Raw genomic sequence first — 26,574 nt, 5'->3', positions numbered from 1 at the left:
AAAGAAGGAGGACAACCAATCATGTTGAAATTAAATCTTCAGTTATTCGCATCGAAAAAAGGTGTAGGTTCCACGAAGAATGGTCGTGACAGTAACGCACAACGCCTTGGCGTTAAACGTGCTGACGGACAAACAGTAACTGGTGGTAGCATTCTCGTTCGCCAACGCGGAACGAAAATTCACCCAGGTACTAACGTGGGTATCGGTAAAGATGACACTTTGTTTGCGAAAGTTGACGGCGTTGTGAAATTCGAACGTTGGGGACGCGATCGTAAAAAAGTAAGCATCTACCCTGTGAATGTTGCTCCAGTAGCAGCTGCAGTAGAAGCATAATATCGGCATTCCGCCTAAGGAGCCTTCGGCATTTTTGCCGGAGGCTTTTTGTATTTATAGGTTATTCGATAATGAACTGGCAGAAAAGACATGTTATACTTGGTTACGGTGGGGTTTAAACCAACCGAGTTTTGTAGAACGGGGAGAAGCCATGAAATCTTGGAAAAGAGTGCCCTGGATTGCGGCATGTTCACTTCTGATTCCTTTGGTTTTCGTTATGCTGTATCCAGTGATTATTTCAATTGCTGTATACGCATTGTGGTCCGTCGCGGTGCTTTTTGTTTCTGTAAATGTGATGAAGAGACAGGCAGAGGCGGAACGCAGAACCATCATACAATCTATGGAAAAGACAGCAATTGCATCATTAAATCATCATAGGCATGATTGGATGAACGATCTTCAGGTATTGTATGGATATCTTAGACTGGGCAAACTTGATAAATCAGTGCAATGTGTGGAAAGAATAGTAGAGCGGGTTAACGAAGAAAGCCGAATCTCCAGATTGGGTATTCCTTCACTCGTATTTTATCTTCAATCTTTCCGGACCAGTGGAGTCGCTCTGGAATTGCATGTGGTCGTAGAGGAAGAGTTGCAGCTTAGTGCTCTGGTCTCTCCCGAGGATGGCGAGTCGCTTACGGGGGCGATTGCCGATGCGATTCGAGCCTATCAATATGGCGGCGGCCGGTCGTCTTGGGGAGAGGTTCGCAAACTGACCTTGAACTTCGGACAGGATCACGGAGATGTGGTTGTCCGGCTGGATGGGGATCAAACACCCGATCCGGAAACATTGCGGCAGCTCAATGCCGTACTCAAAGGAAAAAAAGTCAGAACGGAGCAGCTTCCGTCTGAGGATACGTTTATACAATTCAGAATGCCTTGCGGAATATAGGAAGAAGGGGTTAACCAATGTTTGTAGATAAAGCGAAGATTTATGTGAAAGCCGGAGACGGAGGAGACGGAATTATTTCGTTTCGTCGTGAGAAGTATGTACCGAACGGCGGACCTGCCGGGGGTGATGGAGGCAGAGGAGCTGACATCATTTTCCGTGTGGATGAAGGTCTGCGTACGTTGATGGATTTCCGTTACCAGCGTCACTTCAAGGCCCCTCGTGGTGAGAAGGGACGTAATAAAAGTCAGCATGGCGCGAACGCTGAGAACATGATTGTACGAATTCCACCAGGTACTGTGATTTTGGATGAAGACAGTGGAGAAGTACTGGCTGATTTGACACGTCATGGTCAACAGGTTGTTGTTGCTCGTGGCGGACGGGGCGGACGGGGAAACATTCGTTTTGCCACACCTAACAATCCAGCACCGGAACTTGCCGAAAATGGCGAAGAAGGCGAAGAACGTTACATCGTACTTGAGCTTAAGGTCATGGCAGATGTTGGTTTGGTTGGTTTCCCAAGTGTCGGTAAATCTACACTGTTGTCTGTTGTTTCGGCAGCCAAGCCAAAGATTGGAGCATATCATTTTACAACCATTACTCCTAACCTGGGTGTTGTTGGTGTGGGCGAAGGTCGCAGCTTTGTTATGGCCGACTTGCCTGGTCTGATTGAAGGTGCTCATGAAGGTATTGGGCTTGGACATGAGTTCTTGCGTCACGTAGAACGTACACGTATTATCGTTCATGTTGTTGACATGTCTGGTTCAGAAGGACGTGATCCGTTCGAAGACTGGCAGAAAATCAACGAGGAACTCAAATTGTACAATCCTGTCCTCGCTGAGAGACCGCAGGTTGTAGCAGCCAATAAAATGGACATGCCGGATTCCGAAGCTAATCTGGAAGAGTTTTTGCAGAAAGCTCGTGAAGTTCAACCGGATATTGAAGTTATGCCTATTTCGTCCCTGACACGGAAAGGGATTCAAGAGCTCCTGTATCGTGCGGCTGATCTGCTGGATCAAATTCCGGACGAGCCAGTGGTTGAAGAAGTTGCTGATTTATCTGAACGCAAAGTATACAGTTTGGACAAAAAAGAGGACGATGGGTTCCGTATTGTACGGGAGAATGAAATCTTCGTTGTCGAAAGTGCCAAGATTGAACGTATGATGAAGCGGATGCAGCTGAATTCGCATGAAGCGATTCTCAAACTGGCGCGTACATTGCGATATATGGGTGTGGATGCGGAATTGCGTAAACGTGGAGCTGAAGAAGGCACCATTGTGCGCATTGGCGAGTTTGAGTTCGAATTTGTGGAAGGCAGTAGCTACTACTAAGGACGTCATGCCAACATGTACAGTTAGAGGGTAAAACATATACGCAGAGAAGTGGGAGATAACCCGCTACTCTGCGTTTTTTTTATTTTTCCTTACCTGCGCGCGGGATAAACTTGTATACTGTTAGGAATAGTTTTTCAAAAATAGACATGTGAGGTATTGCCCTTTTGAGATAGATCCTATATAATGTCCACTATATGAATACATGAGTCTTTGAGGAGAGGACGTTCTGTGAATGAACGCTATTACTTAGTACGGGAAGACATTTTGCCAGAGGCTGTGGTGAAGACCATGCAGGTAAAAGAACTGCTGGCTTCCGGGGATGTTAAAACAGTTCATGAGGCTGTTGAACAGGTTGGATTAAGCCGGAGTGCTTTTTATAAGTACAAGGATGGCATCCATTTGATCAATCAGCTTGAACGGGAGCGAATTGTAACGATCTCCATTGATTTGGAGCATCAGTCAGGAATATTGTCTCGTGTGCTCGGACATGTAGCTGGTTATGGAGCCAACGTGCTAACCATTAATCAAAGTATCCCGCTCCAGGGAAGAGCCAATGTCGTCATTTCAGTGGAGACATCACATCTTCATGGGGAAATCGGTGAAATGCTCGATCGGATGCAGGATATGCCCGGAGTTCGGCGCACGCGCATTGTTGGCCAAGGTTAATTAGACGTTTACTAAAACGTTCAGGAATAAGTTGCATGTATGGTTAAATCGTACAGGGGTGAAGGAGAAAAAGACATTGGGGGTAGATCGTTAGTGAAGCCAGTAAAAGTGGGACTGTTGGGTCTGGGCACGGTGGGTACAGGGGTCGTTCGCATCGTGGAAGGAAATCAGGAGGATCTGAGCAGTCAGGTTGGATCACCGATCGTTATTGAGAAGATTGCAGTGAAGAATACGGAGAAGGATCGTGTCATTGCTGTAGACCGCGCCAAGCTCACCGAAGATCCTTGGGAAGTCATACGTCACCCGGATATTGATGTTATCGTGGAAGTTATGGGCGGCATTGATCAGACCAAAGAGTACATTCTTGAAGCGCTGGAGCGGGGCAAGCATATCGTAACCGCGAACAAGGATTTAATGGCTCTGCACGGTTCCGAGATTTTGGCAAAGGCACAGGAAAAGCAATGTGATGTATTCTACGAAGCGAGTGTTGCTGGGGGTATCCCGATCATCCGCACGCTGATTGAAGGCTTCTCGTCCGACCGGATTACCCGCATTATGGGGATTGTGAACGGAACAACGAACTTTATTTTGACCAAAATGAGTCAGGAAGGTGCCTCGTATGAAGAGGTTCTCGCAGAGGCTCAAGCACTTGGATATGCAGAAACTGATCCAACCTCGGATGTCGAAGGACTCGATGCAGCTCGCAAAATGGCGATTCTGGGTACTTTGGGTTTCCGTACGAATGTGGAACTGAAAGATGTGACCGTTAGAGGGATTACATCCGTAACCCGTGAAGATATTACGTATGCCAAAAGACTTGGTTATGAAATGAAGCTGCTGGGTATCGCAGATCGTCGAGATGATGAGATCACCATAAGTGTTCAGCCGACGATGGTAAGACAGAATCATCCGATTGCATCCGTCAATGGGGTGTTCAACGCAGTGTATGTACATGGCGAAGCTGTAGGTGAGACGATGTTCTACGGTGCGGGTGCAGGGGAGCTTCCGACGGCAACTTCTGTAGTAGCGGATATCGTGGCTGTGATCAAAAACTTAAAGCTGGGTGTGAATGGTCTCAAAGCGATAGTACCTTATAAACAGAAGCGTCTGCAAAGTGACGAGCACATTATGTCGAAAAATTTCATTTTGCTGCATGTGGATGACAAGGCAGGGGTACTGGCGCAAATTACACAAATCTTTGCTGAATACGAAGTCAGCTTGGCTTCAGTCGTGCAACAGCCGAATGAGCACAACCCGGATGCTGAGATCATCATCGTTACGCATAACGCTAGCAAGGCGAGCATGGATAAAGTATTGAAACACTTTGAATCCCTTGCGGTCATTCGTCGCATTAAGAGTGTGTATCGGGTAGAAGGATAATACGTCCCCAAATACCGATTTGAATTTTCAAATCTAAGTCCAGGTTTAAGGTACACGTTTAACCATATAGATGTATGCAATTATATTCGGATTATTAACGACAAAGGAGTTTACCCATAATGAGATATCAAGGATTACTGCAAACATATAAAGAACACCTTCCAGTTAATGAAAACACGCCCCTGCTTACGCTTCACGAAGGAAACACACCTCTGGTTCATGCGGAGAATCTGTCCGAGGAACTCGGTATAAATTTATATTTCAAATATGAAGGTCTGAATCCAACAGGTTCATTTAAAGACCGCGGCATGGTTATGGCTGTTGCTAAAGCGATGGAAGAAGGCAGCCGCACGATCATGTGTGCATCGACAGGTAACACTTCAGCAGCAGCAGCAGCTTATGCGGCTCGTGCGGGTCTGAATTGTATCGTATTGATCCCGAATAACAACATTGCGCTGGGAAAACTGGCTCAAGCCATGATCTATGGAGCAAAGGTAATTGCGATTAATGGCAACTTTGACCGTGCACTGGAAATTGTGCGTGAAATTACAGCCAAACATCCAATCACGCTCGTGAACTCCGTGAATCCGTTCCGAATTGAAGGACAGAAAACGGCTGCATTTGAAGTGATTGAGCAGCTTGGTCAAGCTCCTGATGTACTCGCAATCCCGGTGGGTAACGCAGGCAACATCTCGGCTTACTGGAAAGGATTCAAAGAATATAAAGAAGCAGGAAAATCGAACTCTCTGCCCCGGATGGTCGGTTTTGAAGCGGAAGGTGCTATGGCGATTGTCAAAGGTGAACCGATTCTAGAGCCTGAAACTGTAGCAACAGCTATTCGAATCGGTAATCCGGCAAGTTGGAAAACTGCAGTAGCTGCAGCTGAAGAGTCAGGCGGACAGATTAATTATGTAACTGACGAAGAAATTCTGACTGCCTATCGTACAATCGCCGCTCGTGAAGGGATTTTTGCTGAACCTGCATCCGCTGCTTCCGTTGCTGGTGTATACAAACTGAAGAGTGAAGGGTACTTTAAAGGCGGAGAGACTGTGGTTTGCGTACTGACAGGACATGGTCTCAAAGATCCTAATATTGCAATCAAAACGGTAGCGACTGAGCCACTTGTTGTGGAAGATTCTGAAGAAGCGGTTATGGCGGCAATTGCACAATTGGAGCAACAATCCGTATGAGTTTGCAGCAAAGGGTAACTGTTAAGGTACCTGCAAGTACAGCCAATCTGGGTCCAGGGTTTGATACCCTGGGCATGGCATTGTCTCTGTATGCATGGCTTGAGATGAAACCGGCTGAGCAGACAACATTTCATTTACATGGAGATCATCTGACAGGTTTGCCAACAGATAAATCCAATTTGATATATGAAGTTGCACAAATGGTGTTCAACGAAGCCGGGATTTCCGTGCCGGAGTTGGAGATTTCCATGTATTCCGATATTCCGCTTACTCGGGGTCTGGGAAGTAGTGCATCGGCCATCGTGGGAGCATTGGCTGCTGCCAATGCATTAATTGATACTCCATTATCTGATGCCAAGCTTCTGGACATGGCTACGTCACTGGAGAAGCATCCGGATAATGTAGGAGCTTCACTATATGGAGGTATCATTACAGCAGCGTGGGATGGAAGTCGCGTAGACCATATTCGCATTGAGCCGCATCAGGATTTGCAGACTTTGGTTATCGTACCGGACTTCGAGTTGTCCACTTCAAAGGCAAGAAATGTAATTCCACAGCAGTTTGACAAGTCTGATGTCATTCACAACATAAGCAGATCCTCCTTACTTGTTGCGGCTTTGGCAAGTGGGAGATTGGACATGATTCAAAAGGCGATGTCTGATCGGATTCATCAACCCTACAGAGCATCTTTGGTACCTGGTATGGCTGAAATCCTGGAACATGCGGTGGGTCACGGAGCCCTGGGGGCTGCATTGAGTGGAGCCGGACCTACCCTTTTGACGTTGGTAGATCGTCATGATACTCGTAAGCTCGAACTGGAGCAATATTTGATAGACACAATGAGCCGTGAAGGTATCACTGCCTCTGCATTGTGGTTGGATCCGGACCTGGACGGTGTTACCGTGCTGCCTGATCAAGATGAAAGTCCTTTTATGGACAGAGTTAAAGGGGAAGTTAACGCATGAAACGAATTGCAGTATTACCTGAAGGCTCGGTTTCCCATGAAGCTGTAGATTTTCTGTTTAATGGGGAGCCTTTGGAATTGCTTCATTCCAAGCTGATTTCTGATGTTTTCCGGGCAACGGATAGTGGAAAGTCACAGTATAGTGTCATACCCATCGAGAATACGATTGAAGGCTCTGTTAGTTTGCATATGGACTGGCTGGTTAACGAAGTGGATATTCCGATGCAAGCAGAATGGGTGTATCCCTCCATCCAGAATGTCATTGGGCATGGCTCCGAGTTCAGGTCAGAGAGTGGTGAATATGATTTCGGGAAAATCACGAAGATCATGTCCCATCCGGTAGCGATTCCGCAGTGCCAGAATTTTATTCGCCTGCATTCACCTGGAGCAGACCTTGAAGGTGTGAACAGTACAGCGGAAGCTGTCGAAATTGTGAAAAAAAATCCTGGAAAAGGCTGGGTCGCGATTGGTACCAGACTGGCAGCACAAAAGCATGGTTTGGACATTATGGCTGAACGGGTTACCGATCATGACAACAACTATACACGTTTTGTACTGATTGGCCATGAACCTGTTCAGATATCACGAGAACCTGATCATGTGAAAACCAGTTTGCTGGTTACATTGCCTGAAGATGCACCGGGTGCATTGCATCAGGTACTGTCGGCTTTTGCCTGGCGGAAGCTGAACTTGACCCGACTGGAATCTCGTCCAACGAAGAAAAGGTTGGGGAGTTATTATTTTTACATTGATGTTGAGGAAAGTGCAGATTCGGTATTGCTTACCGCAGCCATGGCTGAGATTGAGGCTTTGAATTGTCAGGTACGTGTTCTTGGCAGCTATCCGTGTTATACATATCCTTCGTTGAAAACGACCTGATTCAGGACGTACATTGTTGAAGGTTGTCATAAGACTGGGCAAAATGAGCAGGAAATAGCTTGTCATTTGTTGTACAATGAACGAGATAAATGTTGTTTCGGAATCTAGGAATGGAAATTTTATGGAGGTGCAGTCATCGGTGTCAGAACAATGGATTTACTTGGATGGTCAATATGTGACCAAGGAGAACGCAACCGTTTCGGTATATGATCATGGATTTTTGTATGGAGACGGTATTTTCGAAGGTATTCGAATTTATAACGGTAACATTTTCAGATGCAAAGCGCATTTGGATCGTTTGTACGATTCAGCTAAATCCATCAGTCTGAACATTCCGCTGTCTTATGATGAGATGCTGGAAGTGATGGCTGAAACGGTACGTCGCAATGATATGAGAAACGGTTATATTCGTCTGATCGTTTCACGTGGACCTGGTAATCTGGGTCTTGATCCGCTGCGCTGTCCTAAAGCATCCGTTATCATCATTGTAGAGCAACTGGCGATTTATCCGGAGGAAGCGTATCTTACTGGTCTGAAAGCCGTGTCTGTGTCCCAGCGCCGCAACATTCCCGATGCACTTAATCCAAAAATTAAATCATTGAATTATTTGAATAACATCCTGGTTAAAATTCAATCCAACTATTCAAATGCTGGTGAAGCGATTATGCTGAATTCCCAAGGTTACGTTACTGAGGGCTCAAGTGATAACATCTTCATCATCAAAAATGGTGTGGTTTATACGCCGCCTTGTTATCTTGGTGCTCTGGAAGGAATTACACGTCAGGCCATTATCGATCTGTGCGGTGAGCTGGATCTTGAATTAAAAGAAGTGCCATTTACGCTACATGATGTATATATTGCCGACGAAGTATTTTTCACTGGAACAGCTGCGGAAGTTATTGCTGCTTGTGAGGTGGACGGCAGAACGATTGGCACGGGCGTCGCAGGTCCTGTAACTTTGAGATTGCTGGAAGCGTTCCGTCAAATTGTCGACAAAGACGGTTACAAAGTTTGGGAAGATTAAATGGAACGAACTGAATAGGGAAGCAGGAAATCCTTCTTGTCTCAGAATCTCAGCATACCTGGAGTATGCGGTTTTTGGGGTGGGAAGGATTTTTTTTGCTTAGTTGATGTCATTGGCCCAATTTCTGCATAGGATGTAGTAACGGTATGGGCGAATGCACTGCCCAAGTATCACGTCTAGGAGGTTAGTTCCAAGTGAAAATACACATGGTGAAAAAAGGCGACACATTATATCTGCTGTCCCAAAAATATAATGTAGCGTTGGACAAAATTATCGCAGCCAATCCGCAAATCTCAAATCCTGACAAGTTGGAGATCGGCATGAAGGTCAAAATTCCTGCGGAGCCTGTAACACCAAAGCCGGAAGGCGTACTGCACAGTCATAAAGTTCAGCAAGGAGATTCATTGTGGAAGTTATCACAGGCTTGGGGAGTTCCGTTGAAAGATATGATCAATGCGAACCCGCAATTAAAAAATCCTAATGCGCTGCTTGTAGGGGAGACTGTGTACATTCCATCAGCGAATACACCTGGAAATGTGAATTCAGAGAATGGTGCATCATCCAATGTTGTTCATGAGAAATTGTCGCCTGAAGGAAAGGAATATACGGGAGTTAAAGAAGAAACGGCTCCAGTAGCACCTGAACCAGCGCCAGCACCAGCACCTGTACCGGAAGTCTCCAATGCGGTTCCGGCTCCTGTGCCTGCAAATCCGGTCGTGCCTAATATCAAGCCGGAAGTGGAAGTGTTACCACAGTTACCTGAAATTCCGGAAGAGAAGCCGCAGAAGGAAGCTCAGAAGAAAGAAAACAGCAAATCCGAAGTTCAATTAAAACCGATAACTGAAGCACCGACGTATACGATGCCTAATATCTCACCTGAAGTCCTGCCTTTACCTGTAATACCTAACAATACGAAATGGCCTACAGAGGTGGCGCCTGCGACCAAAGCTCCATGTGGTTGTGGCAGTAAAATGCTTCATGCTCCTGCCGAGCACCCGTATGCCCAAGTTCCAGTACCTGCACAAGAGGTATACACTGCTCCACAAAACATGTATACGGCTGGGGTAAATGACAATGCTACATTCCCGGGTATACCTGAAGTGAGTCCTTACTCCATAGGTAATACATCTAACATGCCTTGGACCGGTTCAGAGTATAATCATAACAACGTTATGCCAAACGTATCTGCTGAGATGCAGAATAACTCGTATCCGATCGCACCATCAGGTCAAGTGAACAGCCCATATCCTCCATTTGCGGCCAATGAGCATATGAACCACCAACCGCCTCATATTTCTCCTTACTCTATGCTTCCGTACCCGCCATGCGGATGTGGCAACCATCATATGCCAAACCATCAGTACGCATATCCCTCACATAACTACCAGAACCCAGCGTGGGGCACATACAATCCTTATGGGATGCAACCCGAAATGACTACATCCACGATGCCTAATCAGCCATTGGAGTATGCATATCAAAACCCATACCCTACTCAGAACATGGTGCCGCCGTCTCCATTGGGTGCATTTGGTGAAATGTATCCTCCACAAGGTAAGGGGGAGGGCAAAAAGGGTGGACGTGACGAGGCCAGCTTAAGCCAGTCTTCTACAGAGAGTGAGGCTGAGTTTAACCTTGAAGCAAAGCCTAAACAAGCTGCCAAAACAGGAACTGCGAAACGCAGAACAGCCAAACCTGCTGCCAAAGCTAAATCTAAAGTATCTGTATCCGGGAAACAAGCAAGAGAACGCACAGGAATCACCACTAAACGTTCTGACAGCAAAAAGCGTAGAAATCCTTGGATACAGCAATAGCAATATAAAGTAACGAAAAACCGTTAATCTTCAAAAGGCCGACTCTGTGAAGAGCCGGCCTTTTGAGTTTTTACATGGGAAGCAGGGTTGCTCCTTAAGTAGTATGGAGTATCACGCTTGTAGGGCTCTTTAGTAGATTTCAAGAAAGAGAGCTATTGAATGTGGAAGGGGTTATTTGGGAAATAGAGCCTCGAATTCACTATAGTTTTAGTGGGGGCATTGGGACGTAAAATCTATTAAATGATTTTTTTTTGAAAAAACTATTGCATTGGTTTCGTCAGTATGATATATTATTTAAGTCGCCGCTGAAACACAGCGCTGACAACAAAAAAAGAGTAACACAAACAAGTTTGATCTTTGAAAACTGAACAACGAGTGAGTAACGATCTTGCTTGCAAGATCGACGCTGAGAAATCGGTACAAGTCTTCGGACTGTATGATTTCGAAGCATAAATGAGATTTTTAATCTCGTCAGTTTCAAAATGAGCTTATCGCTCTTTTCAATACTTTATTGGAGAGTTTGATCCTGGCTCAGGACGAACGCTGGCGGCATGCCTAATACATGCAAGTCGAGCGGACTTGAAGAGAAGCTTGCTTCTCTGATGGTTAGCGGCGGACGGGTGAGTAACACGTAGGCAACCTGCCCTCAAGCTTGGGACAACTACCGGAAACGGTAGCTAATACCGAATAGTTGTTTTCTTCTCCTGAAGAGAACTGGAAAGACGGAGCAATCTGTCACTTGGGGATGGGCCTGCGGCGCATTAGCTAGTTGGTGGGGTAACGGCTCACCAAGGCGACGATGCGTAGCCGACCTGAGAGGGTGATCGGCCACACTGGGACTGAGACACGGCCCAGACTCCTACGGGAGGCAGCAGTAGGGAATCTTCCGCAATGGGCGAAAGCCTGACGGAGCAATGCCGCGTGAGTGATGAAGGTTTTCGGATCGTAAAGCTCTGTTGCCAGGGAAGAACGCTTGGGAGAGTAACTGCTCTCAAGGTGACGGTACCTGAGAAGAAAGCCCCGGCTAACTACGTGCCAGCAGCCGCGGTAATACGTAGGGGGCAAGCGTTGTCCGGAATTATTGGGCGTAAAGCGCGCGCAGGCGGTCATTTAAGTCTGGTGTTTAATCCCGGGGCTCAACCCCGGATCGCACTGGAAACTGGGTGACTTGAGTGCAGAAGAGGAGAGTGGAATTCCACGTGTAGCGGTGAAATGCGTAGATATGTGGAGGAACACCAGTGGCGAAGGCGACTCTCTGGGCTGTAACTGACGCTGAGGCGCGAAAGCGTGGGGAGCAAACAGGATTAGATACCCTGGTAGTCCACGCCGTAAACGATGAGTGCTAGGTGTTAGGGGTTTCGATACCCTTGGTGCCGAAGTTAACACATTAAGCACTCCGCCTGGGGAGTACGGTCGCAAGACTGAAACTCAAAGGAATTGACGGGGACCCGCACAAGCAGTGGAGTATGTGGTTTAATTCGAAGCAACGCGAAGAACCTTACCAGGTCTTGACATCCCTCTGATCGGTACAGAGATGTATCTTTCCTTCGGGACAGAGGAGACAGGTGGTGCATGGTTGTCGTCAGCTCGTGTCGTGAGATGTTGGGTTAAGTCCCGCAACGAGCGCAACCCTTGATCTTAGTTGCCAGCACTTCGGGTGGGCACTCTAAGGTGACTGCCGGTGACAAACCGGAGGAAGGTGGGGATGACGTCAAATCATCATGCCCCTTATGACCTGGGCTACACACGTACTACAATGGCCGGTACAACGGGCTGTGAAGCCGCGAGGTGGAACGAATCCTAAAAAGCCGGTCTCAGTTCGGATTGCAGGCTGCAACTCGCCTGCATGAAGTCGGAATTGCTAGTAATCGCGGATCAGCATGCCGCGGTGAATACGTTCCCGGGTCTTGTACACACCGCCCGTCACACCACGAGAGTTTATAACACCCGAAGTCGGTGGGGTAACCGCAAGGAGCCAGCCGCCGAAGGTGGGATAGATGATTGGGGTGAAGTCGTAACAAGGTAGCCGTATCGGAAGGTGCGGCTGGATCACCTCCTTTCTATGGAGAATCGTTTCCCGTAGCGGAAACATTCAAATACGCAGCTTAGCTGCAAAACTTACTCACTCGTTGCTCAGTTTTGAGAGCTCAAACTCTCAAACAGCTTGCTTTTGCATGGAGCTTGTTCTTTGAAAACTAGATATCGAAACGAAAATTGCGATTTAGAACATTCCTTTTTAAGCTGAACTTGTGTAAACAAGTTTCAATAAAAACGGTAGATTGCATTTGCTCATGAGAGCAATTGGTTAAGCTACTAAGAGCACACGGAGGATGCCTAGGCGCTAGGAGCCGATGAAGGACGTGGCGAACAACGAAACTGCCTCGGGGAGCTGTAAGCAAGCTTTGATCCGGGGGTGTCCGAATGGGGAAACCCAGCTGGGGTAATTTCCAGTTACTCATAACTGAATACATAGGTTATGTAGAGGCATACCAGGGGAACTGAAACATCTAAGTACCCTGAGGAAGAGAAAACAATAGTGATTCCGTCAGTAGCGGCGAGCGAACGCGGAGAAGCCCAAACCAGAGAGCTTGCTCTTTGGGGTTGTGGGACATCTCACATGGAGTTACAAAGGAACCGGTTAAACGAAGAGGTCTGGAAAGGCCCGCCAAAGAAGGTAAAAGCCCTGTAGTTGAAAGTCTGTTCTCTCCGAGATGTATCCCGAGTAGTGCGGGGCACGTGAAACCCCGTATGAATCCGGCAGGACCATCTGCCAAGGCTAAATACTTCCTAGCGACCGATAGTGAAGCAGTACCGTGAGGGAAAGGTGAAAAGCACCCCGGAAGGGGAGTGAAATAGAACCTGAAACCGTGTGCTTACAAAAAGTCAGAGCCCGTTTTAGGGGTGATGGCGTGCCTTTTGTAGAATGAACCGGCGAGTTACGTTCCCGTGCAAGGTTAAGGTGAAGAGCCGGAGCCGCAGCGAAAGCGAGTCTGAATAGGGCGACATAGTACGTGGACGTAGACCCGAAACCGGGTGATCTACCCCTGTCCAGGGTGAAGGTGCGGTAACACGCACTGGAGGCCCGAACCCACGCACGTTGAAAAGTGCGGGGATGAGGTGGGGGTAGCGGAGAAATTCCAATCGAACTCGGAGATAGCTGGTTCTCCCCGAAATAGCTTTAGGGCTAGCCTCGGAAAACAGAGTCGTGGAGGTAGAGCACTGATTGGGTGCGGGGCCCGCAAGGGTTACCAAGCTCAGTCAAACTCCGAATGCCATAGACTTACTTCCGGGAGTCAGACAGTGAGTGCTAAGATCCATTGTCAAAAGGGAAACAGCCCAGACCATCAGCTAAGGTCCCCAAGTGTGTGTTAAGTGGGAAAGGATGTGGAGTTGCACAGACAACCAGGATGTTGGCTTAGAAGCAGCCACCATTGAAAGAGTGCGTAATAGCTCACTGGTCGAGTGACTCTGCGCCGAAAATGTAACGGGGCTAAACACACCACCGAAGCTATGGCTTGATGCTTTGCATCAGGGGTAGGGGAGCGTTGTATAAGGGTTGAAGGTGTACCGTAAGGAGCGCTGGACATTATACAAGTGAGAATGCCGGTATGAGTAACGAAAAGATCAGTGAGAATCTGATCCGCCGAAAGCCTAAGGGTTCCTGAGGAAGGCTCGTCCGCTCAGGGTAAGTCGGGACCTAAGGCGAGGCCGAAAGGCGTAGTCGAAGGACAACAGGTCGAAATTCCTGTACCACCGTAAGCCGTTATGAGCAATGGGGGGACGCAGCAGGGTAGTGACGCGGACTGATGGATGTCCGTCTAAGCAGTGAGGCTGATGTGTAGGCAAATCCGCACATCGTAAGGCTGGGCTGTAATGGGGAGCGAAAATTATAGTAGCGAAGGTCATGATCTCACACTGCCAAGAAAAGCCTCTAGCCAGGTGATGGTGCCCGTACCGCAAACCGACACAGGTAGGCGAGAAGAGAATTCTAAGGCGCGCGGAAGAACTCTCGTTAAGGAACTCGGCAAAATGACCCCGTAACTTCGGGAGAAGGGGTGCCCCGGTAGTGTGAATAGCACGAGGGGGCCGCAGTGAAAAGGCCCAAGCGACTGTTTAGCAAAAACACAGGTCTGTGCGAAGCCGTAAGGCGAAGTATACGGGCTGACGCCTGCCCGGTGCTGGAAGGTTAAGGGGAGCGGTTAGGAGCAATCCGAAGCTGTGAACCGAAGCCCCAGTAAACGGCGGCCGTAACTATAACGGTCCTAAGGTAGCGAAATTCCTTGTCAGGTAAATTCTGACCCGCACGAATGGCGTAACGACTTGGGCGCTGTCTCAACGAGAGATCCGGTGAAATTTTAATACCTGTGAAGATGCAGGTTACCCGCGACAAGACGGAAAGACCCCATGGAGCTTTACTGCAGCTTGATATTGAATTTGGGTACGATCTGTACAGGATAGGTGGGAGCCTTTGAAGCAGGAGCGCAAGCTTCTGTGGAGGCACCGTTGGGATACCACCCTGATCGTATCTAGGTTCTAACCTGGTACCGTAATCCGGTGCGGGGACAGTGTCAGGTGGGCAGTTTGACTGGGGCGGTCGCCTCCTAAAGAGTAACGGAGGCGCCCAAAGGTTCCCTCAGAATGGTTGGAAATCATTCGAAGAGTGCAAAGGCATAAGGGAGCTTGACTGCGAGACCTACAAGTCGAGCAGGGACGAAAGTCGGGCTTAGTGATCCGGTGGTACCGCATGGAAGGGCCATCGCTCAACGGATAAAAGCTACCCTGGGGATAACAGGCTTATCTCCCCCAAGAGTCCACATCGACGGGGAGGTTTGGCACCTCGATGTCGGCTCATCGCATCCTGGGGCTGAAGTAGGTCCCAAGGGTTGGGCTGTTCGCCCATTAAAGCGGTACGCGAGCTGGGTTCAGAACGTCGTGAGACAGTTCGGTCCCTATCTGTCGTGGGCGTAGGAAATTTGAGAGGAGCTGTCCTTAGTACGAGAGGACCGGGATGGACGTACCGCTGGTGTACCAGTTGTTCCGCCAGGAGCACCGCTGGGTAGCTATGTACGGACGGGATAAGCGCTGAAAGCATCTAAGCGTGAAGCCCCCCTCAAGATGAGATTTCCCAGTATGTAAGACCCCTTGAAGACGACGAGGTAGATAGGCTGGGGGTGGAAGTGCAGCAATGCATGGAGCTGACCAGTACTAATCGGTCGAGGGCTTATCCAATATGCAGGTTATACATCGCAAAGTTCGTTTCGGATCTAGTTTTCAGAGAATAATCTCTGAAATGAAAATCGGTACATCGCAGAATGTGTGTATGATTTTCAGTTCCACAATGATTTCAAGAAGCTATGCTTCGACAAATCGCGTTTGGTGGCGATGGCGGAGGGGTTCCACACGTACCCATCCCGAACACGACCGTTAAGCCCTCTAGCGCCGATGGTACTTGGACCGCAGGGTCCTGGGAGAGTAGGACGCCGCCAAGCGAACTCTTTCATCTTACATAGAAAACAGATTTTGCATGTTGACGTTGTTCGATGAATTGCATTTGCACTGCAGATGCTTAGTATTCCCTGATAGCTCAGTTGGTAGAGCACTCGACTGTTAATCGAGTTGTCACAGGTTCGAGCCCTGTTCGGGGAGCCATTAAGGCCCGTTGGTCAAGGGGTTAAGACACCTCCCTTTCACGGAGGTAACAGGGGTTCGAATCCCCTACGGGTCATAGCTATATTTATAGCTTCAAAAAGGGATGAGAATCCCAAAGGTTCGTCGGAGGATGTACTACGTTAGCAACTGCTTCGCAGTCTCGAACGTAGTGAGAGTATCCCCTACGGGTCATATATATGGAGGCTTAGCTCAGCTGGGAGAGCATCTGCCTTACAAGCAGAGGGTCGGGGGTTCGATCCCCTCAGCCTCCACCATATCTTTTCTTAATAACGACGCGGGGTGGAGCAGCCCGGTAGCTCGTCGGGCTCATAACCCGAAGGCCGCAGGTTCAAATCCTGCCCCCGCAATTATACTTTCTAACAAGAAAGTGATCTGGAACCGTGGTGTAGTTGGCCTAACATGCCTGCCTGTCACGCAGGAGATCGCGGGTTCGAATCCCGTCGGTTCCGCCATTTTTATATTTATTAATACCGTATGCGGAAGTGGCTCAGCGGTAGAGCATCGCCTTGCCAAGGCGAGGGTCGCGGGTTCGATTCCCGTCTTCCGCTCCAATATTTGCGCCCTTAGCTCAGCTGGATAGAGCGTTTGACTACGAATCAAAAGGCCGGGAGTTCGAATCTCTCAGGGCGCGCCATTATATCTTCATACTTTGCCGGCGTGGCGGAATGGCAGACGCGCTCGACTCAAAATCGAGTGGGAAACCGTGGAGGTTCGAGTCCTCTCGCCGGTATATATAACGGGATGTAGCTCAGCTTGGTAGAGCACCTGGTTTGGGACCAGGGGGTCGCATGTTCAAATCGTGTCATCCCGATCTCAGAAAATACGGATTATCTATTTAATAGATAGTCCGTATTTTTATTTTTCTTTAAAAGTTGATTCTATTCTATGCAATCACAACCTCTTAGTTCATGACAACCTATAATAAGGTATAAATATAGATCTCATTCGGTTTACGTTCAAGCGCAAAGTATTGCTGGTGCCTTAGGTTAATTTTGCATAAACCCCAGTTCTTTCGGTCACAATAGGTTTAAAAAGTGATAGAAGGGGTTCAAGTGAACACGTTTAACTTCAAAAAACAATTCAAGAGACGCTGGCGCCGATGGAAAAGAACAGTGTGGATGTCTTCAGCGTTAGTTGCTGTAGCCATACTGGCATACAGTGGTTTGCCGATTTCTTCTGCAATTGAGCGTTTATTAACAACCAATTTCAGTGAGGCTGTATCCGTAATGGGACCTGCTGCGAGTGAACAAAGGTCTGAGCAAGAAATTCAGACTTTGATGGAACAACTCGGGTCTGATCCGGACCGTTTAACGAGTGTTGTATTGGAGACTCAATATATCTGTGGGGTAGAAACGGAACAATTGGGTAAGATGGCGGTTCCTCAATTGAAGATGCTGCTCGTTCAACACCCGGATTGGGATGCTGAGGTTGAATCGGCGGAAGTGTTACGCATTAAGCAACATGTGGATGATCTTTCTCCATTATGTAAAGAGCAGGCGTATATTAGCATAGATGCTGTGGGTAATCTTAATCTTTACGAAGGACGGCCTACAGAAGAGAAAGTCATCCGTACTTTTTTTCAAATGGACGTAGGTACGTTAGAGACATCATTGCCTGAAGGTGTGTTGGAGCAGTTACAACAAGGTATCCGTGTCCAGGACAAAGATGAGTATGACAGCGTAATCTCAACGTTCAGCGATTATGCGGTAGATGAGGCCAATAAAGAATTCCGTAATGGCGGATAAAAGAACAGGCTGATCTGCATTGAATGTATCTGTTTATGTGGCCTAGAGGTGAGGTTACTGGTCGCAGGACATTTGCAGGTTATATAATATACGAAGTGAAACGAAGGACATCGAAAGATGTCCTTTTTGTCGTTCCATGACCGAAACACCTGAATATAGGAGATAAGGATTGTAGGTTACTCACGAACTCAGGCGAGTATATGAAAGGACAAAGTTTTTCCTGCCGTAGGGTCTATCTTTTGTTATAATGAAATGAACGATACATATGTTCGCTTTTGTAAGGGAGAGATGGATTTGCGTTTTTTGGGAATTGACCCGGGGATTGCGATTGTTGGTTTTGGTTTTGTGGATAAAATCGGCAGTAAGGTAACACCTGTACAATATGGCTGTATTCAGACGGAAGCTCATACCCCTGAAGAGGAACGGCTGCTTCATGTATATGAGGGCATGGTACAGCTGATTGATAAATATAAACCAGACGCGGTAGCGTTGGAGAAACTTTTTTTCAATCGTAACGTCACAACAGCGATGTCTGTAAGTCAGGCTAGGGGTGTCATGGTACTGGCTGCTGCCCAGAAGGGACTACCTATAGCTGAATATACCCCGATGCAGATTAAGCAGGCGATTGTGGGATACGGAAAAGCAGAGAAGCGGCAAGTGCAGGAGATGGTCAAAATGTTTTTGCGTTTACAGGTGATCCCGAAGCCGGATGACGTAGCAGATGCTTTGGCTGTGGCAGTGTGTCATGCACACTCATATACATTAAATTCCAAGTTGAATGAGGTATTGCGAAAATGATTGATTTCCTAAGAGGACAGTTCGTACATCTGGAGAATGAATATATTGTGCTTGATGTGCACGGCGTTGGTTATCGTGTATTCTGTCCAAACCCTTTTGCATTTGCGAAGCAAGAAGGCGAAATTATGGTGTATACTCATCACCATGTACGTGAAGATGCGATGTTGCTGTTTGGCTTTGCTACTCGTGAGGAACAGAAGTTATTTCGCAAGCTGATCGAGGTATCAGGTATTGGACCCAAAGTTGCTCTGGGTATACTCGCTGGCGGTACGCCCGACCATGTCGTGACTGCAATTTATCAAGAGAATCTGACGTTCCTGACCAAACTGCCGGGGATTGGTAAGAAAACAGCGCAGCGCATGATACTGGACCTTAAGGACAAATTGGATGGTTTCGGTGCTGCAACGTATGCAACAGGTTTGTTTGCCCCTCCTTCGGAAGAAGTGGGAAGCGGCTCTGCCTGGGATGAGGCTCGTGAAGGGCTTAAGGCGTTGGGTTATACCGACAGTGAACTGGATAAAGTTTGGCTCAAACTGAAGAAAGAAGTTACTTCGGCGGATTCTGTTGATGTGTTGATGAAACGGGCACTGCAAATGCTGTTTACGGGATAATTAATTTTGCCTCTATAATAGAGCAGTAAGCCGCATAAAAAAGGTAGGGATGAACATGGATGACCGGATTATTTCCGCGAACCTGATGATGGAGGATCAAGCTGTGGAGCTTAGCCTTCGTCCCCGGTACTTGAATGAATATATCGGGCAGAACCAGGTCAAGGAGAATTTGAAAATATACATTGAGGCGGCCAAGATGCGTAATGAGGCACTCGATCATGTGTTGTTATATGGCCCGCCTGGACTTGGTAAAACAACACTTGCCAATATCATTGCCAATGAATTGGGTGTTAACTTACGCACAACATCGGGACCTGCGATTGAACGCCCAGGTGATCTGGCTGCCTTGCTTACCAACCTGCAAGAAGGGGATGTCCTGTTTATTGACGAGATTCATCGTCTTCATCGGACGGTAGAAGAAGTGATGTATCCCGCCATGGAAGACTTTGCGTTGGATATCATGATCGGAAAAGGCCCAAGTGCCCGCTCCGTACGTCTTGATCTGCCATCCTTTACGCTGATTGGAGCTACAACCCGTGCAGGTTTGCTGTCTGCTCCTCTCAGAGACCGGTTTGGTGTTATCAGTCGGCTGGAGTTCTACACGGTGGATGAGCTGGCCTACATCGTCTCACGCGCCTCAGAGATTCTGGGAGTGGAGATTGTAGGTAATGCCGCCGAAGAGATCGCATTACGCTCCCGTGGGACACCGAGGATTGCCAATCGATTGCTAAAAAGAGTACGTGACTTTGCCCAGGTACGGGGCGATGGTATCATCACACAGGCTCTGGCAGAAGAAGCACTGCAACGTCTTCAGATTGATCCACGTGGTCTGGACGAGATCGATCACAAGATGCTCAAATCAATGATTAACAGTTTCCGGGGAGGCCCGGTGGGTCTGGATACGATTGCCGCTACGATTGGCGAGGAGAGTCAGACCATTGAGGATGTATACGAGCCCTATCTATTGCAGATTGGCATGCTTCAGCGTACACCGAGAGGCAGAATTGTAACGGACCTGGCCTATCATCATCTGGGTTTGCCAGTTCCACCGAGAGACGCCAAATAATTGTGATTATATGTCAATGAGATTTATCTTAATATACAACTTGGGACAAACATGGAGAGGAGACTGATCGTGGGGAAAGCAACACAAAGAAAGAAGTGGAGTCGGCGTTTGAAGGTTTTGGCCGCCGCTCTGTTAACGGTAGGGTGCCTGCAAGTGCCTGTATATGCTGCTGAAGGTGATGGGCAGATGATCCGGGTAGCCATGTTTGCGAACCTGGGAAGTACGTATAAATCCACTACACCACTGATTACGCTTGAGTCGAGTGGGAAATGGAATATCGGTTCGGAAAGCGGGGCGAGTATAACTCTTCCAGCAGGGCAAATCCGTTTTAGTGCGGATGGATTCCGCGTCAAAGTGTTGGAAACAGCAGATTTCAAAACGGCGGCAGCAGCTTCAAAGTTGTTGCAGGCTACGAGTGATAAACCATTGTTGTTTACAACCTCTCTGAATGGTAAATCAACCTACCAGCTCTACACCGGAAACTATGCAACAGAAGCGTTGGCTGGACAAGCGGTAGCACGTGTACAAAAAGTGGCTGCAGCCCAACTGGGTGGACAAAAACCAGCGGTTACGGGCAGCAAACGTCTTTCTGCAGGAGTATATAGTTCACTTCAAGAGGCAGAAGCTGCACAAGCATCCCTTTCATCGGCAGGAGTTACTTCCTATACGGTGCTTCAATTGGATGGAGGGAGTCAAGGCTATGCTGTATGGGTGGGTGAAGCCTCATCAGATGCTGATCTGTCTGCATTCAAGAAGAATGTGGAAGCCAGTGTTCCAGGAGTAAGTCTATCTCCCGTAAACAGTAATAGTGCTGCGCTTATCATACGTCAGGACGCGGGGTTAAGCACGGATACACTTAAAACAGCCCCTCATTACACCATTGCTGGAAGTGAAGCCAAAGCTTTTGTGCAAGGAGACGGTAGTGGAATCAAAGTGGTGGAACGTTCCGGGCGAACGTATCGCGGTGACATGGAAGTTAGCATTGTAAGCGGCGATTTGGCTTTGGTTAATGTAGTCCCACTGGAGCAATATTTATACTCTGTTGTTGGTGCAGAAGTTTATTCATCCTGGCCAGCAGAAGCGCTGAAAGTACAAGCTGTCGCTGCACGCTCTTATGCGCTTCAACAGGGAGATCGTTTTAAAATTGCCAATGTTGTGGATACCACGCTGAGTCAGGCATATAACGGAATGGGTTCAGAGAATGATAAAGTCTCCAGTGCGGTTGATGCCACCTCTGGAGAAGTTATCAAGAGCGATGGTAAAATCGTAGAAGCTGTATTCTCTTCCAATGCGGGTGGACAGACTGCTCACCCATCCGAGGTATGGAACGGAGGCGTGGGAGTGTTCAGTAATGTGGATAGCCCTGGAGATACATCGGCCCAAGCTGGATTACAGACATGGTATCATGTGCTGTTGAGTACAGGAGTCAGCGGATATATCCGAGAGGATAATGTAAAAGAATTAACGACCAAAACAGATGCGGGTTTAGCCAAAGTGACGGTTACTGCCCAAAATACCAATGTACGCCCCGTTCCGTTAATTCAATCCAATGTTGATCCGGTAGCGAAAATGAATCCAGGCAACGAGGCTGTTGTTCTGGCCAAAGTGCCACAGTCCAACGATTATGCTTGGGTAAGAGGGCCATTCACTTCAGCCCAGTTGGTTAAAACCCTCCAGGGTAAAACGACTTCTGCTGTTCCATCTTCGATCTCAACGCTTGAAGTGACCAAGCGCGGGCCATCAGGAAGAGCACTTGAAGTAACAGCCAACGGCCAGCCCATGACGGTAAAATATGCAGATACATACCGCTCGGCTTTAGGTGGATTGCCGAGTACTTTATTTGATATTGCAGGGACCGGAAGTTATACTGTATTAGGCGCTGACGGCAAAACAGCAAGCAAAACCGGCTCACAGGGTGCTGCTGTACTATCTGCCTCGGGAACAGGAACTTCATCCAGTAATGCTCTTGTGGTTATGAGTGGTGACGGCCAAGCACGAGCTGTAACTCAGGGCCAAAGCTTCATGATCATAGGTCAGGGGAATGGGCACGGATTAGGCTTGTCCCAATGGGGTGCCAAAGGCATGGCAGATGAAGGGTATGATTACCAGGCAATATTGAAACACTATTATCAAAATGTGACTATTGTTAAGGAATGAATCTAATATGAATGTGAACTTATATGATTTTGAATTGCCGGAGAAATTGATTGCACAGACGCCATTGCTTGACCGCACGGCGTCCCGGCTGCTTACCTTAAATAAGGAGAGCGGTGAAGTTAACCATCACACGTTCCCTGATATTATCGAATTCCTTCAGCCTGGAGATACACTGGTGCTGAATGATACACGTGTTCTTCCAGCGCGTTTGTTCGGAACCAAAGAGGACACGGGGGCAAAGGCGGAAGTGCTCCTGCTCAAAAACGTGGAGGGCGATCGATGGGAAGCTCTGGTTAAACCAGGCAAGAAGCTGAAAGCCGGCTCCGTTATCGTTTTTAGTGACGAGCTCAAGGCCGTCATTGATGAGGAAGGCGAAATGGGAGCGCGTTTGCTTACATTCTCCTATGATGGAATCTTTCAGGAGATTCTGGATCGTCTGGGTGAAATGCCTTTGCCTCCTTATATTAGAGAGACACTGGATGACCGGGAAAGGTATCAAACGGTATATGCAAAACACGAAGGATCAGCCGCTGCACCGACAGCAGGATTACATTTTACAGAGGAACTGTTGAATCGGATTCGGGATAAAGGAGTTAATGTAGCTTTCATCACGCTTCACGTGGGACTCGGAACATTTCGGCCGATGTCGGTAGACAATGTTGAAGAGCATGTCATGCATGAGGAATACTACTCTTTGTCTCAAGAGACAGCGGATCTGATTAATGAAACGAAAAAACGTGGCAACCGTATATTTGCAGTAGGAACGACAAGTTGTCGAACACTTGAAACGGTAGGCAGCAAGTTTGAAGACGGGCAGTTGCAAGAGAGCAGCGGCTGGACCAAGATCTTTATCTATCCGGGATATACGTTCAAAGTAATCGACGGGATGCTTACAAATTTTCATCTCCCCAAATCCACGTTGGTCATGCTGGTCAGTGCACTTGCGGGAAGAGAACAAATCATGCATGCATATGAGGAAGCAATTAAAGAACAATACCGTTTCTTCAGTTTTGGCGATGCCATGTTGATTTATTAAGATGTGAAGGTAATACGATTAATTTTTAGAGGATGATTAAAACCAATGGCAGCAATTACGTACGAACATATCAAAACCTGTAAACAATCCGGAGCTCGTTTGGGACGTGTACATACACCTCACGGTATTATTGAGACACCAACCTTCATGCCTGTGGGAACACAGGCGACAGTGAAGACAATGAGTCCCGAAGAACTGAAAGAGATGGATGCACAGATTATTCTGAGCAATACCTATCATCTGTTCCTGAGACCCGGACATGAAATTATTCGTCAAGCAGGCGGCCTACACAAATTTATGAACTGGGATCGTCCGATTTTGACTGATAGCGGCGGGTTTCAAGTGTTTTCTCTTAGTGAGATGCGCAAAATTACGGAGGAAGGCGTTAACTTCCGCTCCCATCTAAACGGAGACAAAAAATTCCTTTCGCCTGAAGTGGCAATGGAAATCCAGAATGCACTGGGTTCTGATATTATGATGGCATTTGATGAGTGCCCGCCGTATCCGGCTGAGTATGAATATGTAAAAAAATCACTTGAAAGAACGAGCCGCTGGGCAGAACGTTGTCTGGAAAGTCATGCTCGTCCTAATGATCAAGGACTGTTTGCCATCGTACAGGGTGGCATGCACGAAGATCTTCGTCGCCAGAGCGCGGCAGATTTGACTTCCATGGATTTCCCGGGTTATGCTATTGGTGGACTGAGTGTTGGAGAACCGAAACATTTGATGTATGGGGTACTGGATTACACTGTTCCTTTGTTGCCATCCAATAAACCACGCTATTTAATGGGTGTAGGTTCACCCGATGCATTGATTGAGGGATCGATTCGTGGAGTGGACATGTTCGATTGTGTTCTGCCTACCCGAATTGCCCGTAACGGAACAACGATGACCAGCCAAGGACGTCTGGTAGTTCGTAATGCCAAGTTTGCAACCGATTTTGGGCCACTAGACCCTGAATGCGATTGCTATACTTGTCGTAACTATTCAAGAGCCTATTTGCGTCATTTAATCAAAGCGGATGAAACGTTTGGCTTACGTTTGACGACCATCCACAATCTTCATTTCTTGCAGAATCTGATGCGCAATGTGCGTAAAGCCATAATGGAAGATCGTTTGCTTGATTTCCGGGATGAATTTTTCGATCAATATGGTCTTCATGACAATGACAAAGGTTTCTGATCAGGTTTTTGCGGAACCGCAGTAACAAGCATTATTTGTAAGTATAGTCGATAAGGGGGAGTTTTACATGTTCCAGGCATTACCAGCTACAACCGCTAATGCTGGCGGTGGAATTGTATCTTTGATTGTACCTTTGGTACTCATGGTTGCAATTTTTTACTTCTTGATGATTCGTCCACAGAACAAAAAACAGAAGCAACGTAATTCCATGTTAAGTCAATTGAAAAAAGGCGATAAAATTGTGACAATCGGTGGTCTTCACGGAACAATTGCTGAGATCACAGATGATGTGGTTGTATTGCGTGTAAACGATGTTACTAAACTGACTTTCGATCGTAATGCGATTAGCAGTGCAGTTGCTCGTGAAACGGCTGAATAAATCATAGATGTTCAAAAAGCCTGTAAGGCTATGAGTACGTTTGCAGCGTATTCTTCATTATCAGAGAACTGGGTCTCCTTGGAGACCCGGTTCTCTTTTTCTTTTTCTCATATAAACGTTACATCTCAATCTACTTTCTATGATCTTCGGGTGTTGACTCCAAATATGCCGCCTAGTGCAGAAATCAGGAATGCACTTGCGAGTTGCAGGCTGTCTTTCCAATTGAATGAGGCATCCAGTGCCAGAAACCCGATCAGCAATACGATTAATCCGTATACGATTCCGGTAATACCTCCGTGGTACCAGCCTCGCTCACCTGACCTCTTGCCAGATACAAATCCACCAACCAGCAAAGACAAGCCATGAACAACGTACGTATACAGGGAAAGATCCTGTTCCCGCATTCCGGTCATCCAGAGAAAGAAGGATAGAATCAGTGCGCCTAACATCATCCACACAAAAGCATGACAGAGGCCCGACAGAATCGGGTTAGACATTCGAAATGAAACCATTCGGCGAATCAACTGCATGAAGCAACCCCCTTGTACAAGTTTGAAATTAATACAGTGTATGGTCAAGCCTTCTGACTTATGAACTGAATTTTCCATTAAATGAATGGATTATATTTGCATGAGCATGTGAGCTTCAGGCCAAAATAGGGATTACGCTTCAGGTACCTGTATAAAATTCAGATCCGAAGGAGGACCCCTGTTGTGAATTTCTCAGATGTCGGAGCACATATCTTTCGAACCATGCTCATGTACTTTATTGTTTATGGCTCAATTCGGATAATGGGTAAACGTGAAATCGGGAAGCTATCCATGTTTGATCTGGTCGTATCCATCATGCTCGCGGAAATTGCGGCATTTGTTATAGAGGATATCAATAAGCCGTTATTCCATGGTATTGTACCGATGCTGACAGTACTGGTAGTACAGATTGCCATAGCTTTTCTCAGTCTCAAAAGCCGGAAGCTGCGGCTGATGATTGATGGCAAACCGACAGTGTTAATTTCCAAAGGTAAATTGCATCGAGATGAGATGCGCAAACAGCGTTACAATCTGGACGATTTGCTCCAGCAACTTCGCGAACAAAATATAGACAGCATTGGTGAAGTTGACTTCGCCATATTGGAGACAACAGGCAAGTTGACTGTTTTTTCAAAGGGGCAGAGTTCTTCGAGCGGCAACAGCGGCTCATCAGGACATAATTCCAAACAAAAAGCAAAGAAAAATAAAATAGATGGGTTTGAGAATATCAAATATGAAGGGCTGCCATTGCCATTGATCATGGATGGAAAAGTTCAGGATCAGAACCTTGAACTGATTCAGAAAACGAGATTTTGGCTTAAAAATCAGATTCAGCAAAAAGGTATTATGGACTTTAAAGACGTGTTTATCTGTTCCATCGATCATAACGAGAAAGTTTATGTAAGTTCCAAAGATGATAAAGATAACTGA

General features: G+C 47.2%; 20 protein-coding genes, 9 tRNA genes and 3 rRNA genes. 31 read left to right on the top strand and 1 reads right to left on the bottom strand.

Annotated elements, in window-relative coordinates; genetic code table 11:
• Positions 1 to 21 precede the first annotated feature (21 nt).
• The 30 genes from rpmA (at position 22) to yajC (ending at position 25,114) form a co-directional block, all read left to right on the top strand.
• Positions 22 to 333 (top strand): 50S ribosomal protein L27, encoded by a 312-nt coding sequence (gene rpmA / locus RS891_RS25350; protein ID WP_024633959.1) that lies wholly within the window; start codon positions 22 to 24, stop codon positions 331 to 333.
• Between the two features lie 151 nt (positions 334 to 484).
• On the top strand, positions 485 to 1,222 hold the full coding sequence (locus RS891_RS25345) for a Spo0B domain-containing protein (RefSeq protein ID WP_063568125.1): 738 nt from the start codon (positions 485 to 487) through the stop codon (positions 1,220 to 1,222).
• Positions 1,223 to 1,239: 17 nt separating this feature from the next.
• Entirely contained in the window at positions 1,240 to 2,550 is a 1,311-nt protein-coding gene (gene obgE / locus RS891_RS25340; RefSeq protein WP_113055860.1) for a GTPase ObgE, read from the top strand.
• A gap of 231 nt (positions 2,551 to 2,781) precedes the next feature.
• Entirely contained in the window at positions 2,782 to 3,219 is a 438-nt protein-coding gene (locus RS891_RS25335; protein ID WP_024633956.1) for an ACT domain-containing protein, read from the top strand.
• Between the two features lie 93 nt (positions 3,220 to 3,312).
• On the top strand, positions 3,313 to 4,599 hold the full coding sequence (locus RS891_RS25330) for a homoserine dehydrogenase (protein ID WP_076290955.1): 1,287 nt from the start codon (positions 3,313 to 3,315) through the stop codon (positions 4,597 to 4,599).
• A gap of 119 nt (positions 4,600 to 4,718) precedes the next feature.
• Complete coding sequence (thrC, locus tag RS891_RS25325; RefSeq protein ID WP_113055859.1) at positions 4,719 to 5,789, top strand: threonine synthase; 1,071 nt, start codon at positions 4,719 to 4,721, stop codon at positions 5,787 to 5,789.
• Positions 5,786 to 6,754, top strand: coding sequence for a homoserine kinase (thrB, locus tag RS891_RS25320; protein ID WP_315793546.1), 969 nt, complete (start codon positions 5,786 to 5,788; stop codon positions 6,752 to 6,754). The genes thrC and thrB overlap by 4 nt, the downstream gene beginning before the upstream one ends.
• Complete coding sequence (gene pheA / locus RS891_RS25315) at positions 6,751 to 7,632, top strand: prephenate dehydratase (protein ID WP_113055857.1); 882 nt, start codon at positions 6,751 to 6,753, stop codon at positions 7,630 to 7,632. The genes thrB and pheA overlap by 4 nt, the downstream gene beginning before the upstream one ends.
• Positions 7,633 to 7,771: 139 nt before the next feature.
• Complete coding sequence (gene ilvE, locus RS891_RS25310; RefSeq protein WP_315793545.1) at positions 7,772 to 8,656, top strand: branched-chain-amino-acid transaminase; 885 nt, start codon at positions 7,772 to 7,774, stop codon at positions 8,654 to 8,656.
• 194 nt (positions 8,657 to 8,850) lie between these two features.
• Positions 8,851 to 10,470 (top strand): LysM peptidoglycan-binding domain-containing protein, encoded by a 1,620-nt coding sequence (locus RS891_RS25305; RefSeq protein WP_315793544.1) that lies wholly within the window; start codon positions 8,851 to 8,853, stop codon positions 10,468 to 10,470.
• Positions 10,471 to 10,978: 508 nt separating this feature from the next.
• A 16S ribosomal RNA gene (locus tag RS891_RS25300) occupies positions 10,979 to 12,530 on the top strand.
• Positions 12,531 to 12,773: 243 nt separating this feature from the next.
• Positions 12,774 to 15,699 (top strand): 23S ribosomal RNA (locus tag RS891_RS25295).
• A gap of 143 nt (positions 15,700 to 15,842) precedes the next feature.
• Positions 15,843 to 15,959, top strand: a 5S ribosomal RNA gene (gene rrf / locus RS891_RS25290).
• Together the 16S, 23S and 5S rRNA genes with 9 tRNA genes alongside form the textbook arrangement of a ribosomal RNA operon.
• A gap of 84 nt (positions 15,960 to 16,043) precedes the next feature.
• Positions 16,044 to 16,119: transfer RNA gene (locus tag RS891_RS25285), tRNA-Asn, on the top strand.
• 4 nt (positions 16,120 to 16,123) lie between these two features.
• Positions 16,124 to 16,195 (top strand) — tRNA-Glu (locus RS891_RS25280).
• A 123-nt stretch (positions 16,196 to 16,318) separates the two neighbouring features.
• Positions 16,319 to 16,394, top strand: a tRNA-Val gene (locus RS891_RS25275).
• Between the two features lie 19 nt (positions 16,395 to 16,413).
• Positions 16,414 to 16,487 (top strand) — tRNA-Met (locus tag RS891_RS25270).
• Positions 16,488 to 16,514: 27 nt separating this feature from the next.
• Positions 16,515 to 16,592 (top strand) — tRNA-Asp (locus RS891_RS25265).
• Positions 16,593 to 16,616: 24 nt separating this feature from the next.
• Positions 16,617 to 16,691: transfer RNA gene (locus RS891_RS25260), tRNA-Gly, on the top strand.
• A gap of 6 nt (positions 16,692 to 16,697) precedes the next feature.
• Positions 16,698 to 16,774 (top strand) — tRNA-Arg (locus tag RS891_RS25255).
• Between the two features lie 17 nt (positions 16,775 to 16,791).
• Positions 16,792 to 16,870: transfer RNA gene (locus RS891_RS25250), tRNA-Leu, on the top strand.
• Between the two features lie 7 nt (positions 16,871 to 16,877).
• Positions 16,878 to 16,951: transfer RNA gene (locus RS891_RS25245), tRNA-Pro, on the top strand.
• A 241-nt stretch (positions 16,952 to 17,192) separates the two neighbouring features.
• A complete protein-coding gene (locus tag RS891_RS25240; protein ID WP_315793543.1) occupies positions 17,193 to 17,885 on the top strand; it encodes a BofC C-terminal domain-containing protein in 693 nt (230 codons plus the stop codon).
• Positions 17,886 to 18,179: 294 nt separating this feature from the next.
• A complete protein-coding gene (gene ruvC, locus RS891_RS25235; RefSeq protein WP_053779097.1) occupies positions 18,180 to 18,683 on the top strand; it encodes a crossover junction endodeoxyribonuclease RuvC in 504 nt (167 codons plus the stop codon).
• Positions 18,680 to 19,294, top strand: a complete 615-nt coding sequence (ruvA, locus tag RS891_RS25230) for a Holliday junction branch migration protein RuvA (RefSeq protein WP_315793542.1) — start codon at positions 18,680 to 18,682, stop codon at positions 19,292 to 19,294. The genes ruvC and ruvA overlap by 4 nt, the downstream gene beginning before the upstream one ends.
• A 55-nt stretch (positions 19,295 to 19,349) precedes the next feature.
• Positions 19,350 to 20,360, top strand: a complete 1,011-nt coding sequence (gene ruvB / locus RS891_RS25225) for a Holliday junction branch migration DNA helicase RuvB (protein ID WP_053779099.1) — start codon at positions 19,350 to 19,352, stop codon at positions 20,358 to 20,360.
• Between the two features lie 51 nt (positions 20,361 to 20,411).
• Positions 20,412 to 22,517 (top strand): SpoIID/LytB domain-containing protein, encoded by a 2,106-nt coding sequence (locus RS891_RS25220; protein ID WP_397386864.1) that lies wholly within the window; start codon positions 20,412 to 20,414, stop codon positions 22,515 to 22,517.
• Between the two features lie 7 nt (positions 22,518 to 22,524).
• Entirely contained in the window at positions 22,525 to 23,553 is a 1,029-nt protein-coding gene (gene queA, locus RS891_RS25215) for a tRNA preQ1(34) S-adenosylmethionine ribosyltransferase-isomerase QueA (protein ID WP_315793540.1), read from the top strand.
• Positions 23,554 to 23,598: 45 nt separating this feature from the next.
• A complete protein-coding gene (gene tgt / locus RS891_RS25210) occupies positions 23,599 to 24,735 on the top strand; it encodes a tRNA guanosine(34) transglycosylase Tgt (protein ID WP_062325081.1) in 1,137 nt (378 codons plus the stop codon).
• A gap of 67 nt (positions 24,736 to 24,802) precedes the next feature.
• The gene (yajC, locus tag RS891_RS25205; protein ID WP_110002009.1) at positions 24,803 to 25,114 is read left to right on the top strand and encodes a preprotein translocase subunit YajC; all 312 of its coding nucleotides are present in this window, start codon (positions 24,803 to 24,805) and stop codon (positions 25,112 to 25,114) included.
• Between the two features lie 137 nt (positions 25,115 to 25,251).
• On the opposite strand, the gene RS891_RS25200 is transcribed toward yajC, so the two are convergent.
• Positions 25,252 to 25,644 (bottom strand): TIGR04086 family membrane protein, encoded by a 393-nt coding sequence (locus tag RS891_RS25200; protein ID WP_053779103.1) that lies wholly within the window; start codon positions 25,642 to 25,644, stop codon positions 25,252 to 25,254.
• A 222-nt stretch (positions 25,645 to 25,866) separates the two neighbouring features.
• Here RS891_RS25200 and RS891_RS25195 point away from each other — a divergent pair, with 222 nt between their 5' ends.
• Entirely contained in the window at positions 25,867 to 26,574 is a 708-nt protein-coding gene (locus RS891_RS25195) for a YetF domain-containing protein (RefSeq protein WP_113053734.1), read from the top strand.

Source organism: Paenibacillus sp. BIC5C1 (assembly GCF_032399705.1).
Taxonomy (GTDB): domain Bacteria; phylum Bacillota; class Bacilli; order Paenibacillales; family Paenibacillaceae; genus Paenibacillus; species Paenibacillus taichungensis_A.
The sequence above is the reverse complement of the archived record's forward strand: the minus strand, read 5'-3'. Positions and strand labels throughout refer to the sequence as shown.

Excerpts from the sequence above, each read along its gene's own strand:
- RS891_RS25345 (WP_063568125.1), top strand. The coding sequence starts at position 485 with ATGAAATCTTGGAAAAGAGTGCCCTGGATTGCGGCATGTTCACTTCTG.
- tgt (WP_062325081.1), top strand. The coding sequence starts at position 23,599 with ATGGCAGCAATTACGTACGAACATATCAAAACCTGTAAACAATCCGGA.
- thrB (WP_315793546.1), top strand. The coding sequence starts at position 5,786 with ATGAGTTTGCAGCAAAGGGTAACTGTTAAGGTACCTGCAAGTACAGCC.
- pheA (WP_113055857.1), top strand. The coding sequence starts at position 6,751 with ATGAAACGAATTGCAGTATTACCTGAAGGCTCGGTTTCCCATGAAGCT.
- obgE (WP_113055860.1), top strand. The coding sequence starts at position 1,240 with ATGTTTGTAGATAAAGCGAAGATTTATGTGAAAGCCGGAGACGGAGGA.
- thrC (WP_113055859.1), top strand. The coding sequence starts at position 4,719 with ATGAGATATCAAGGATTACTGCAAACATATAAAGAACACCTTCCAGTT.
- queA (WP_315793540.1), top strand. The coding sequence starts at position 22,525 with ATGAATGTGAACTTATATGATTTTGAATTGCCGGAGAAATTGATTGCA.
- RS891_RS25220 (WP_397386864.1), top strand. The coding sequence starts at position 20,412 with ATGGAGAGGAGACTGATCGTGGGGAAAGCAACACAAAGAAAGAAGTGG.
- yajC (WP_110002009.1), top strand. The coding sequence starts at position 24,803 with ATGTTCCAGGCATTACCAGCTACAACCGCTAATGCTGGCGGTGGAATT.
- ruvB (WP_053779099.1), top strand. The coding sequence starts at position 19,350 with ATGGATGACCGGATTATTTCCGCGAACCTGATGATGGAGGATCAAGCT.
- rpmA (WP_024633959.1), top strand. The coding sequence starts at position 22 with ATGTTGAAATTAAATCTTCAGTTATTCGCATCGAAAAAAGGTGTAGGT.
- RS891_RS25195 (WP_113053734.1), top strand. The coding sequence starts at position 25,867 with ATGCTCATGTACTTTATTGTTTATGGCTCAATTCGGATAATGGGTAAA.
- ruvA (WP_315793542.1), top strand. The coding sequence starts at position 18,680 with ATGATTGATTTCCTAAGAGGACAGTTCGTACATCTGGAGAATGAATAT.
- RS891_RS25200 (WP_053779103.1), bottom strand. The coding sequence starts at position 25,644 with ATGCAGTTGATTCGCCGAATGGTTTCATTTCGAATGTCTAACCCGATT.